We start from the raw sequence: 11801 nt of genomic DNA on the forward strand, positions 1-11801 counted from the left end.
TTAAATTTTGCTTTCCATTAAATAAGTAAGAACGTCTGCGTTGTTGCGGGTGCAAAACTACCACCTTTATTCACTAATTCAAGCTTTTTATTTACCTTTTTTTATTCTTTTCTTAACTTTAATTTTAAGTTGCTGAAATCCTGAATTTTAAAGAAGAACTTTCTTCCTCCCCCAAGCCCTATCCCTCAAGTACACCGAGACTTTTCAGAAGCGGTTTACCCATATCTTATAAATTTAAGTCTTCAAGCACACCCTTCCCTACTCCGGATAGCAAACCATCGGAACTATGCTTCCAAAAAAAGAGGCTTCGCAGAAGTAGCTTAACCCTATAAAACCTTAGCAAATAAGCTTAATACCGTCTTTATTAAAAACAATTTCGTTGTTACTTGTACCCGAATACAGCTCTACCGCAAATGCACTAGCCCTGATAGCAGCGGAAATCCTTATATGCCGTGGTTCGGGCATATAAGATTGTAGTGAATAGCAGGAAATAGCTCCAAATTAAATATATAGAGCATCAATTCTCCCTTTAATCGAAACGAATGGCTTTGACAGGTGAGATTTTAGTTATTATATAGGACGGAATTAATAACACCACAAAGCAAACGCCTATTGTAAGAAGGTTCAGCAATGCGACATATACCCAATTAAGATATACTGGTGCCTCATTTACATAGTAGTTTTCAGGATTAAGCTTAATTATCCCAAAGTACTGCTGGATTAGCAGTACAGATATTCCAATGAGGTTTCCCCAGAATAATCCGCGAAGAATCAAATAGGATGCATTGTATAGAAATATTTTACGAATACTCCAGTTATTCGCCCCTAGCGCCTTTAATATCCCAATCATTTGTGTACGTTCAAGAATAAGGACCAGCAAGGCCACCACCATGTTAATAGTAGCAACTAAAATCATAACAATCAAAATGACTATGATGTTGAAATCAAATAATTGAAGCCACTCAAATATATAACCGTATTTTTCAATTATGGTTTTAGTATCGAGAGTTGAACCTGTTTGCTGATACACCTGATCTCCTACCCGTTTTATATCGTCAAAATCATCTACGAAAACTTCGAAAGCACCAACTTCATCTGCTTTCCATTTATTGATTCGCTGCATATGCCGTATATCCCCAATAATATAAGTAGCATCAAACTCTTGAAAACCCGAATTAAAAATGCCCATGATTTTAAACCTTCGAATGTTAGGCAACTTATTCTGGCCTTCTTTCATGAAGAACGTATTAAAAGCATCTCCCACTTTCAGTTTTAATCTGTTGGCCAGAAATTGGGAAATCAATACATCTTCATTTACTTTGGCTGAAAAATCGGGCAGTTTTCCCGAAACCAGATAATCCTCTATGTTTTTCCATTCATAATCAGCCCCCACTCCTTTAAAAACAATTCCCTCAAAAGCAGTCTCTGTTCTTATAATACCAGCTTTACTTGCAATGGCCTGAATATGACTTACCCCTTCAACAGATTTAAACTTGGGATAAAAATCTTGTTTTTTTGAAATCGGAACTAAAGTAACTTCAGATTGATTATTGTCGTAATTGGAAATAATAATATGTCCATTAAATGCAGAAATCTTTTCTCTAATCTTTTGCTGTAACCCAATTCCTGTTGCTACTGAAACGATCATCATGATCATTCCTATGGCAATGGCCGAAATCGCAATTTTTATAATTGGTGCAGATATGCTACTTTTATAATCTTTAGCAGTTATTAGTCGTTTGGCTATGAAATATTCTAAATTCAAGAGAGGTGTTTTGGTTATCATGCAAATATACATAAAGTTTTCAGCCAAGAATCGCTCCATTTTTCACTTATTAAAATAAAACATGAAGCTTTCACCCCAATTTTTCACGATTAAGACCTTCAGAAAGACAACAATGATATCGTATTGCCTTATCCTTACATTAGTTTCTTGTGGAAGTTCAATCAAGCAACAAGATTCTGAATTTAAGAAAAGAGATGCCGAAATCGTCAAAAGAAGTATTTTACAGACAATAGGTACTGGCGCAGAGAACAGCAAACTATATCTTCCTTTATTAAAGGATAAAAAAATTGGGATTGTAACTAATCAATCGGGGCTTTTATCAAACAACACGCACATCGTTGATTTTCTAGTAAAAAAAAATATCGTAATAAAAAAAATATTTGCGCCAGAACATGGCTTCCGTGGTACTGCTGATGCTGGTGAACATGTTGTTGACGGGAAAGATCCCAAAACAGGACTCCCCATCATATCACTATATGGCGACAATAAAAAACCGAAGCCAGCGCAATTAGCCGAAATAGACATTATGGTTTTTGATTTACAAGATGTCGGCGCAAGATTTTACACCTATATTTCTTCTCTCCATTATGTAATGGAAGCTTGTGCCGAACAGAACATACCGCTAATTATTCTAGATAGACCTAACCCAAATGGTAATATCATAGACGGACCGGTCTTAGAAAAGGAATATTCCAGTTTTCTAGGAATGCACACCATCCCCATTTTGCATGGCATGACCATCGGTGAGTACGGACAAATGATCAATGGTGAAAATTGGTTAAAAAACGGCATTCAATGCAAACTGACTATCATCCCTTGCACAAATTACGACAGACAGATTAATTACAGCCTACCCGTAAAACCATCACCAAATCTTCCAAATGACCAAGCTATTAATCTTTATGCGAGTTTATGTCTTTTTGAAGGTACCAATGTAAGTGTAGGAAGGGGAACGGAAAAACAATTTCAAATTTACGGATCACCCTTCTTGCCACAAAGCGACTTTAGTTTTATTCCAAAGCCAAACATTGGAGCCCAAAATCCAGTTTATAATGGGCTTGAATGTTTTGGTGAAGATTTATCGGCTACTGACAAAGTAAACCAATTACAATTAAAATGGCTGATTAGCGCCTATAAAACCACTACGGCAAAATCAAAATTCTTTAATGGGTTTTTCACAAAGTTAGCAGGAACTAAAAAACTGCAGCTACAAATAGAAAATGGCGTCCCTGAAGAAGAAATAAGAAAAAGCTGGGAAAAAGGATTAATCGAATTTAAAGAAATGAGAAGTCAATACTTGATTTATTTAACTTTACACTCAACAGGTTTATAAAAATAGCCGAATCTTGGAAACGAGATGCATTACATCGGCATTTTCCTTTTCATTTCTTCAACTATATTGTAAGCTGCAGGGCAGATTGAAATGTTTTTTAAAGTTAAATCTGTGATTTGATTAAACTTTTTTCGGTCAGTATGAGGAAACTCTCTACATGCTTTCGGCCTTACATCATATATCATACAGGCATTTTCATTATCGAGAAAAGTACAAGGAACACTTTGCAGCACATAATCCTTATCCTCATCAATACGCAGGTTTTGTTCGATAAACTGCTGTGGTTTTTGTTTCAAGTATTTTGATACACGCTCAATGTCAGCCAATGTAAATAATGGACCAGTTGTTTTACAACAGTTTGCACATTTTAAACAATCCGTTTTCTTAAATTCTGCATTATGCAAATCCTGCATCACATAATCTAAGTTCTTAGGCGTTTTCTTTTTAAGCTTATCGAAATACTTTTTATTTTCTATATGCTTATCTTTGGCAAGTTTTCCAAGATCGTTTAAAGATGGTTTCAATTTTAAATTTTAAAGTTGTTATCTGCAAAAATAAACTTTCTAAATCAAACAGTAAACTTTAAACTAAATAAATGAAAGACCTTTTTGGCAAAGCCATCCTTGATTTTCAAACGAATAATTCTCCTGAAGACTTAATTACCGAAACCACTATTTCCGAGGAAGACGAAATGAGTGTCGCTTATTTATTCCGTTCCTATAGTGAAATGCCCAAAATGGAACAAAAAGCACTTCAACTTGCCAAGGGCAGAATCCTAGATGTAGGCTGCGGCGCAGGAAGTCACAGTTTGACTTTGCAAAACGAAAGAAATCTAAACGTAACGGCGATTGATATTTCTACAAATGCTATTAAGGCATGTATATTACGAGGAATAAAAGACGCAAGAGTTCAAGACGTGATGACCTTAGAAAACGAGAAATACGATACCATTCTGTTATTGATGAATGGTGCAGGTATGTGTGGAAAACTAAAGAACATTCCAAAATTCCTTCTAAAACTTAAATCACTTTTGAATCCTGGAGGACAAATTTTGATGGATAGCTCTGACATCATCTATATGTTTGACGATGACGAAGATGGTGGAAAATGGATCCCATCAGATAATGCCTATTATGGTGAAGTTGTTTTCAAAATTGCCTACAAAGGCGAAAAAGAAAAACCTTTTGACTGGATGTATATTGATTACAACACCCTTCAGAACGCGGCTTTCGCCAATGACTTAAAATCAGAATTGATTTTAGAAGGCGAGCATTATGATTATTTGGCAAAGCTTTCGATTTAGAAGTAATACAAAGACTTAAAAGAGTAAAAACACGATAAATGGAAAATCTACCGCTCCTGAAATTTATTCCAAAAACTATTTATCTGAAAAAATAGCAGAAATAGTCGCTTTTCCGGAAAAGTTAAAAAAGGAAGTCGCTGATTTCACAATGGATCAATTAGACAGTTGCTACATTAGAATAAAATGGACTTTGACTGAAAACGCACCAGTCATAAAACAATATGATGAAAATTTGTGGTCTCAACTAAATGATAACATGACTATGCCTATCGAACCCACTTTATCATTACTCGAGGGATTACACTTCAGACTCACTTATATTATGAATAGTCCATCCGAAAAAGATTTAGAAAAGAAATTCATACATCCAGATAACGGAAATGAATTTCCACTTAAAGAAATAATTGGCACCTATGCCTAGCATGGAAACCATCATTTAGCACATATTACCGAATTAAAAAAAGAAACAACTGGTAAAAACAATTGTTTAATTTAATATAACTAAAGAAGCCAAACGACAATTGTTGTTTGGCTTCTTTAGTTAGTATCTACTATATTGATTACGGTATATTTAGATACTTATGCGTTTGCAGTGACACTCTCCATTTTGGATTATTCATCACATAGTCTACTATTAGCGGTGTCATTTCTTCCTTTTTACTCCATTCAGGCTGAAGAAATAAAATAGCATCGTCGTTTACCAATTCAGCTTGCTCTTCCGCAAAAATAAAATCATGTTTATTAAAAATGATGACTTTTAATTCATGCGCTTTGTCGTAAACTGTTTTTGTTGGTAATTTATTTTTCTTTGGGGAAAGACAAATCCAATCCCAAGTTCCAGTAAGGTCATAGGCACCTGAAGTTTCAACATGAACCTTGCGTTGATTATCCTTAAGCATCTGTGTCAGAAGAGTCATATCCCACATTAACGGCTCCCCTCCCGTCACAACAACAGTTTCAGCATACTTACTGGCATTAGCAACGATTAAATCGACACTTGTAGGTGGATGCAAAGCAGCATTCCAACTTTCTTTAACATCACACCAATGACAACCGACATCGCAACCCCCTATTCTTACAAAATAAGCTGCAGTTCCCGTATGAAAACCTTCCCCTTGAATTGTGTAAAACTCTTCCATTAAGGGTAGCATTGCCCCTTTATTAACTTCTAATTGTACTTCTTTTGATAGCATTATTGTAATTTAAAGTGCAAATATAACCAATTTGAAAAGGAGTAATTTAATTATCTGGAAATGCTTTCTAAAAATTACTACCTGTAACATAAGAAGTAAGGATACTAGTACGCTATTACCACAAAAAAAGCACGAACAAACTCATTCATTTTAATGCAAGAAAAAACCGATAGCGTTAAAGCTATCGGTTTTAAACTATTAAATAAATTATATTATTTAAGCGTATTCAAAGACTGTTTTGCATATCCATTTTCAGGATCCATCGCCAGTGTTTTATTGAAAAACTCAATAGCTTTTACTTTATCTGTGTTAGCGTAACCAGCAGCCATAGTATTATAAGCTTCGATTAACTTTGTTTTTACCGCAGGTTTAGCCAATTCTTCAGCACCTTTTTTAGTTACAATGTCAATGTATTGTTGGTAATACTTAATCATCAACTCATCATTTCCAAGTAAACTATTAGTTCTTGCACGGTAAACATATACATCCTGAGTAGCTGGTGAAGCTTCAATCACATTTCCAAAAGCAATATCTGCTTTGTTCAAAGCAATTGTATCTTTTACAGCGCCACTTTTTGTATTATCAAAATACAAAGAGTTTCCTAAATAGAAATTGTCAAGCAAATAGTTTTTAGATTCTTTGTAAGAAGTTGCAATTTCAAAAATAGCAGCTGCTTCTTTATACATTTTTTTCTCATAAAGATCTTTCCCTGCTTCACTTAAGTCGTTAGCAACAGCATTTTCCATGTCATATGCTTTCTTAACAAGTTCAATCCCTTTATTAAACAATATTGGTTCAGCAACTGTTACGTCAGCACCCATTGTTGCTTTTTTAATATTAGATAAACCAAGGTATAAGTAATCAAGAGACATCACATTATTAGATGCACTTGAAGTATAGTCTTGTAATGCTTTAATAGCAACATCTACATTATTATTGAAGTATGCAGAATACCCTAAATAACGTAAAATCCTTGGATTTACATTGTCAATTTCCTTCATTTTATTAGCTTCAATTTCTAAAGCTTTATAATCACGAGCAACAATCAAGAAGTCAGCATGACGCATACGTGAAGCTAAAGAATAATCTGTCAGACCCATGTATTTTTCATAATACGACAATGCTTCTTTCATATACTCATCATTTCTTGATGGAACATTGACAGCCCAATAGTAATAAGTTTCAGCTAACTCACGGTAAAGAGGTCCGTAGTTAGGGTTCGTTGCAATTACATCATTGAATGCTTTTACAGCTTCAGTATATGCTTTAGCTCCTTTAAGCAAAACTCCTAACTGCATTTTTGCTCTAATTAACGAATTGTCAGCTTGAAACGCATTGCGATATGCTGAATACGCCTCATTTTGATTTTTATCACCATAATAAGCATCACCAAAAGCTAGCAAGACTAATGGTTCTTGAGTATACTTCTCATTAACTCTTTTTAAAGTACTGATAGCAGCTTTGAAATCGGGCTTATCAGCATTCATATATGCTTTAGCAACATATACAAACTCTTCAAAATCTCTTCTTCCCATTTCTTTTATTGCCAATTCAAATTTAGTTTTGGCAGCGGCAGTATTATTTGCGTTAAGATCTATTTGACCTAATCCTATATAATTAAAATGCGCTTCATCCTTAGCTTTAACACCATTTTCATAGCTAATCTTTGCAGAATCGGCTACCTTTTGAGTAAGATAAACATTCCCTAAAAGAAAATAAGCAAGCCCTTTGTCTGGATCAGATTTAATTATTGATTTTAAAGTTGTTTTTGCATTTTGGAACTTTTCGGCGTCAATCTCTTTTTTTGCTTCACTGATATCTTGCGCGTGACTTAACGTTACGGTAGCCAAAAAGGCAACACTTAAAATTTTAAATTTGTTCATTTTAACTTTTTTTAATTTATTCATATTCATATTCTTTATCATTTTTTCGGCTCAATATTGATTGAATTTCTGATAATCATATTCCTTCCTGGTACCCTAACTGGAAGTAAACCAGATTTTAAAATTATTCTTTGTCCTATATCCCCTGCAACAAATGAGGCGAAACCCATTCCTAATCCAGAGTATCCTTGACAATTAATTATATACAAATCACGTGCCAAAGGATACTTTCCTTCTGCAATGTTATTTTGAGAAGGCGCAAAATACCCAATATTATTAAGACTTTTAACATTTAAAACGTTAATATTTTTTATAATTTTTCTCATATCGGCTGTTGGTTGTGATAACCAATTGACTCCCAGTACCCCAATCATACCCTCATTTTCCGATACGTATTTAATTACGTCTTCATTTGTTTTAAATGAGAAAACATCTTTTTCCCGCATTTCTTTGAGTCCTGCCAAATCATTCATGTATCGTACCGTGCTAGAATTAGGGTTGTCAAAAACCAGTCCCTTTACACTAGATTGCTCTTTCCCTTGTAGAAACATAATTACGTCCTCTAACGCAATTAAAGTATCTTTCCTGCTTTTGCTTGAAATAAACGCGATTGCATCCGTTCCAATCTTAGTCGTTTTCGGGACAATCTTTTTTGACTGAAAAGCCTTCGCCTCATCGCCACTTAGCGGTCTGCTCAAAACAGCAATAGAACTCGTATCATTAAGCATAGCATTTATTAATTCACGCTCAGATTTTGCTACTAATGTAATCTTAGCATCATATTTACTTTCAAAAACCTCCACCTGATCGTCAATAATTGGCTTCAATGTCTCATCAACAAGCATCGTTGTTTTTCCTTTAAGAATTGTCTCATTACCCTTCTTTGGAGAATCACTTTGTTTGCATGCAATAAACAGCATAAAAACTAAAGCAGCAGCTAAATACGGATATTTCACGAAATTTTTCATAATTTAATCTTTGTTATCTTTAATAAAACGAGCTAACCTAATAAAAGCATAAGTAATAAGCAGGATTCCAAAACCAATCCGATATTCACGTTTCATGTCTAAAGGAAAGTTATCCATAAAGATAACAAATAATCCCAAAACAAAATAAACAACAAAAAACAAAACTCCTATAACGAGAAGAAATCGCTCTTTAAGCGATTTCTTCTGAATATTTCTATTTGTTTTCTCCAACATTAATCTGCAGTTTGAATAGTGATCGGAAGAGAATAAAGTACCCTTACCGGTTTTCCATTTTGAACTCCTGGATTCCATCTAGGACATCTTTCCAAAACTCTTATTGCTTCTTTTCCTGTTCCGTAACCAATGTCCCTAAGCACTTTGATATCTGTTAATGAACCATCTTTTTCAACAACAAAAGTAACGTAAACTTTACCTTTCAAACCTTCTTCTTCCGGTGCACGATAATTTTTACCTACATAAGTATAAAACTTATCCATCCCTCCTGGAAATTCAGGTTTAACCTCGATACCTGCTGTGTTGTAAATTTGATTGTCTTCCTCAACGATCTTAGTTGGTCCTGGTCCTACTGGCGCAACAGTTAATACTGCATCAGGATCTCCTTTGATTGTTTCAGCACCAATCTTTTTTTCCTTCATTTCGACAATCTTCGGTGGCTCTTCAGTCACTTCTTCTGCCTTTGCAACCACTGGTTTCACAAACTTAACCTGATCCACTTTTGGTGGTGGCGGTGGTGGTGGTGGCACATTTAGTTTAGGCTCTTCTTTTTTCTTCGGTGGAAGTTTAATAGCAGTGATTTTAATATCCCTATCCATATCTTCCTCCGTACCTTTAGGAAGTAAGTCTATGATAAGAGGAGCTGCCAGAGCAACACTAAAAAATATCGCTCCAAGAACAAGCGCTTTTATAGTAGTCTTTCTGTTTGACTTTCTTAATTCATAAGCTCCGTAAACTTTATTACGCCCTTCGAATACGATATCAAGCCATTGATTTTTTAATATGTCTAATTTCATTTTTCTTAATTATTAGGTTATTGGGGCATAAGAATAAACTTACTTTCCTTCTAACAATTTTTGTTCCTCTGGTGTAAATTCAGGTACGATAGCATAGGTTTCAACACCCGTAATCGCCATTTCATCAAGAATGTCAACTAAGTTTTTATACTTCGACTTCTTACTAGGTTTGATAATAACAATCATCCCTTTGTCTTTACTCCCTGTATACTCCACAACTGATACTTTTCGAGACAATAATTCTTTACGAATTCCGTCTTTACCGAAAGTCATGTCTTTTGGACCACCAATCGGCGTTGCTAACAACCCCATATAATAAATTAATTTATTATTTTCTCCTAACAAGACAGTCATCGTACGATTTTCATCTACTTTAATATCTTTGTTTTTAGAAGGATCATCATCTTTATCTGGCAACCCCAAACTCATCGATTGAGGTTTAGACAACGTCGTAGTAAGCATAAAGAATGTGATTAACAAGAAAGCCAAATCCACCATAGCAGTTAAATCTACTTTTGCGTTTGATTTTTTACTTCTTACTTTACCACCTTTTCCGCCTCCACCGTCGCCGGTATTTAATTCAGCCATTATAGTGTCTTTTTTTTATTAAAAATCTTTTCCTCTCAAACCAGTAACTAAACTAAAGCTATTGATTTTTTGCTCTTGCAAAATATCCATCACTTTTCTAATGGCTGGATACTCTTCTTTTCCGTCACCTTTAATGGCAACTTGCAATTCTTTATCGTTCACTTCTATATTCGCAATACGCGCATTATAGATCCATTCCTTTAACTGATTATCAAGTGAATCAATAGGAATACCAGGTTGCCCTGCTTTACTCCTATCAGATGCTTTCATATCAATAATTTGTTGAAGATTAAGAATTGGAACACCAAAATCATCCATCATTGAAAATGTCTGTTTATCAGCATCAGAAAAAGCCACACCGTATTTCTCTCCCATCAACTCTAAGGTTCTAGTACGAACTTCTCTTCCTTTCAAATCAAAGAACACTTTCCCTTGACCTACAGTCAAAGTAGCCAAATCAGATTCAGGCAATTTAGTCTGAACTTGTGAAGCAGGAAGATCTACAACTAGTGCTTCAGGTATTTTGGCTGTTGAAGTCATTACAAAGAAGGTAAGCAAAAGGAATGCGACATCGCACATAGCAGTCATGTCTGTAGACCCCGGATTTTTTTTTATTTTTATTTTAGCCATTCTTTATGTTTTTTATTTGATATAAATATCAAAATATTATTGCTTCAAACTTCCTCTGAATCTTCTGTAAGTATTCACAATTGAAACAGCAGCTTCGTCAATAGAATAAGTTAAGTCATCAATTTTTGAAGTAAAGAAATTATAAGAAATAATCGCTACAGCTGAAGTTCCAATACCAGTTGCAGTATTAATAAGTGCTTCAGAAATACCATTTGCCAATGCCGCTTGATCAGGAGTTCCTGCTGCTGCCAATGCACCAAATGCTTTAATCATACCCGATACAGTTCCTAACAATCCAACAAGAGTTCCTAAAGAAACTAAAGACGAAATAATTGTCATGTTTTTTTGTAACATTGGCATTTCAAGTGAAGTAGCTTCTTCTATTTCTTTGTGAATAGTCTCTGCCGCTTCTTCGCTATTAAATCCTTCTTTCTTAACTGCTTGGTATTTCACAAGTGCTGATTTAATTGCATTTGCAACAGAACCTTGTTGTTTATCACAAGATGCAATTGCTTCTTCGATTTGACCTTCTTTGATACTTGCTTGTATCTTAGTCATAAAAGTATCTAATTTAGTTTTACCAGCTGCTTTAGATATAACGAAAAATCTTTCAATAGAAAAAACAAGAACCATTAATAACATTCCTAACAATACTGGTACAACTACACCTCCATGATATACTTGTCCTAAAAGATTCAAAGGGTGCCCAGTTTCAATATTTCCACCTTCAAAATTCGAAGGATTACCCATGATGAATTTCCAGATTAATACACCAACACCAATACATGCAACAATAATAAGCCCTGAAACCATTCCTCCACCGTTTGAAGTGCTTTCTTTTTTAACGTTTGCCATTTTTTTTAATTTTAATAGTTTTAAATAATTTATTTTTAGTTATAATAAACTTGTAGTCCCGCAAATTTATATGATTAGTTCAAATAAAAAAACTTTTTTTAATTTTATTCGGAATTAATTTTATTCGGAATAAAATTGGAATTAACCATTAATTGATTTTTCATCAACATCATTAAACAAATTTACTGCTTTTTGAAAAAAAAACTATCTTTTTATGAATTTATAAGATAT

The 11801-nt window shown here is 34.3% G+C and carries 13 protein-coding genes; 3 read left to right on the plus strand and 10 right to left on the minus strand.

Annotated elements, in window-relative coordinates; translation table 11 throughout:
- Positions 1-529: 529 nt before the first annotated feature.
- Positions 530-1765: an ABC transporter permease gene (locus HJ01_RS02215; RefSeq protein WP_040473624.1), complete on the minus strand. Its 1236-nt coding sequence runs from the start codon at positions 1763-1765 to the stop codon at positions 530-532.
- 82 nt (positions 1766-1847) lie between these two features.
- On the opposite strand from HJ01_RS02215, the gene HJ01_RS02220 reads away from it, so the two are divergent.
- Entirely contained in the window at positions 1848-3119 is a 1272-nt protein-coding gene (locus HJ01_RS02220; protein WP_238531061.1) for an exo-beta-N-acetylmuramidase NamZ domain-containing protein, read from the plus strand.
- Between the two features lie 29 nt (positions 3120-3148).
- Here the strand turns inward: HJ01_RS02220 and HJ01_RS02225 are convergent, their stop codons facing one another.
- Complete coding sequence (locus HJ01_RS02225) at positions 3149-3643, minus strand: YkgJ family cysteine cluster protein (RefSeq protein ID WP_007136642.1); 495 nt, start codon at positions 3641-3643, stop codon at positions 3149-3151.
- A gap of 71 nt (positions 3644-3714) precedes the next feature.
- On the opposite strand from HJ01_RS02225, the gene HJ01_RS02230 reads away from it, so the two are divergent.
- Complete coding sequence (locus HJ01_RS02230; RefSeq protein WP_007136643.1) at positions 3715-4422, plus strand: class I SAM-dependent methyltransferase; 708 nt, start codon at positions 3715-3717, stop codon at positions 4420-4422.
- A gap of 148 nt (positions 4423-4570) precedes the next feature.
- Positions 4571-4843 carry a hypothetical protein gene (locus tag HJ01_RS02235; protein ID WP_238531062.1) on the plus strand — a complete coding sequence of 91 codons (273 nt, stop codon included), beginning with the start codon at positions 4571-4573 and terminating at the stop codon, positions 4841-4843.
- A 139-nt stretch (positions 4844-4982) separates the two neighbouring features.
- Here HJ01_RS02235 and HJ01_RS02240 read toward each other — a convergent pair whose 3' ends face one another.
- The 8 genes from HJ01_RS02240 to HJ01_RS02275 all read right to left on the minus strand — a co-directional run bounded on the left by HJ01_RS02240 (position 4983) and on the right by HJ01_RS02275 (position 11570).
- Positions 4983-5615, minus strand: a complete 633-nt coding sequence (locus HJ01_RS02240) for a 7-carboxy-7-deazaguanine synthase QueE (protein ID WP_007136645.1) — start codon at positions 5613-5615, stop codon at positions 4983-4985.
- A gap of 212 nt (positions 5616-5827) precedes the next feature.
- A complete protein-coding gene (locus tag HJ01_RS02245) occupies positions 5828-7498 on the minus strand; it encodes a tetratricopeptide repeat protein (RefSeq protein ID WP_007136646.1) in 1671 nt (556 codons plus the stop codon).
- A gap of 38 nt (positions 7499-7536) precedes the next feature.
- Positions 7537-8466 carry a PstS family phosphate ABC transporter substrate-binding protein gene (locus tag HJ01_RS02250; protein WP_007136647.1) on the minus strand — a complete coding sequence of 310 codons (930 nt, stop codon included), beginning with the start codon at positions 8464-8466 and terminating at the stop codon, positions 7537-7539.
- Positions 8467-8469: 3 nt separating this feature from the next.
- Complete coding sequence (locus HJ01_RS02255) at positions 8470-8700, minus strand: hypothetical protein (RefSeq protein WP_007136648.1); 231 nt, start codon at positions 8698-8700, stop codon at positions 8470-8472.
- The gene (locus HJ01_RS02260) at positions 8700-9497 is read right to left on the minus strand and encodes an energy transducer TonB (protein ID WP_007136649.1); all 798 of its coding nucleotides are present in this window, start codon (positions 9495-9497) and stop codon (positions 8700-8702) included. The genes HJ01_RS02255 and HJ01_RS02260 overlap by 1 nt, the downstream gene beginning before the upstream one ends.
- A gap of 39 nt (positions 9498-9536) precedes the next feature.
- Positions 9537-10085 (minus strand): ExbD/TolR family protein, encoded by a 549-nt coding sequence (locus tag HJ01_RS02265; protein WP_007136650.1) that lies wholly within the window; start codon positions 10083-10085, stop codon positions 9537-9539.
- 18 nt (positions 10086-10103) lie between these two features.
- On the minus strand, positions 10104-10715 hold the full coding sequence (locus HJ01_RS02270) for an ExbD/TolR family protein (protein ID WP_007136651.1): 612 nt from the start codon (positions 10713-10715) through the stop codon (positions 10104-10106).
- Positions 10716-10751: 36 nt separating this feature from the next.
- The gene (locus tag HJ01_RS02275) at positions 10752-11570 is read right to left on the minus strand and encodes a MotA/TolQ/ExbB proton channel family protein (RefSeq protein WP_007136652.1); all 819 of its coding nucleotides are present in this window, start codon (positions 11568-11570) and stop codon (positions 10752-10754) included.
- Positions 11571-11801: the final 231 nt, after the last annotated feature.

This window comes from Flavobacterium frigoris PS1 (assembly GCF_000252125.1).
Taxonomy (GTDB): Bacteria; Bacteroidota; Bacteroidia; order Flavobacteriales; family Flavobacteriaceae; genus Flavobacterium; species Flavobacterium frigoris_A.

What these genes read in the sequence shown, in the direction of transcription:
- HJ01_RS02220 (WP_238531061.1), top strand. Translation starts at nt 1,848, where the DNA reads ATGAAGCTTTCACCCCAATTTTTCACGATTAAGACCTTCAGAAAGACA.
- HJ01_RS02230 (WP_007136643.1), top strand. Translation starts at nt 3,715, where the DNA reads ATGAAAGACCTTTTTGGCAAAGCCATCCTTGATTTTCAAACGAATAAT.
- HJ01_RS02235 (WP_238531062.1), top strand. Translation starts at nt 4,571, where the DNA reads ATGGATCAATTAGACAGTTGCTACATTAGAATAAAATGGACTTTGACT.
- HJ01_RS02240 (WP_007136645.1), bottom strand. Translation starts at nt 5,615, where the DNA reads ATGCTATCAAAAGAAGTACAATTAGAAGTTAATAAAGGGGCAATGCTA.
- HJ01_RS02245 (WP_007136646.1), bottom strand. Translation starts at nt 7,498, where the DNA reads ATGAACAAATTTAAAATTTTAAGTGTTGCCTTTTTGGCTACCGTAACG.
- HJ01_RS02250 (WP_007136647.1), bottom strand. Translation starts at nt 8,466, where the DNA reads ATGAAAAATTTCGTGAAATATCCGTATTTAGCTGCTGCTTTAGTTTTT.
- HJ01_RS02255 (WP_007136648.1), bottom strand. Translation starts at nt 8,700, where the DNA reads ATGTTGGAGAAAACAAATAGAAATATTCAGAAGAAATCGCTTAAAGAG.
- HJ01_RS02260 (WP_007136649.1), bottom strand. Translation starts at nt 9,497, where the DNA reads ATGAAATTAGACATATTAAAAAATCAATGGCTTGATATCGTATTCGAA.
- HJ01_RS02265 (WP_007136650.1), bottom strand. Translation starts at nt 10,085, where the DNA reads ATGGCTGAATTAAATACCGGCGACGGTGGAGGCGGAAAAGGTGGTAAA.
- HJ01_RS02270 (WP_007136651.1), bottom strand. Translation starts at nt 10,715, where the DNA reads ATGGCTAAAATAAAAATAAAAAAAAATCCGGGGTCTACAGACATGACT.
- HJ01_RS02275 (WP_007136652.1), bottom strand. Translation starts at nt 11,570, where the DNA reads ATGGCAAACGTTAAAAAAGAAAGCACTTCAAACGGTGGAGGAATGGTT.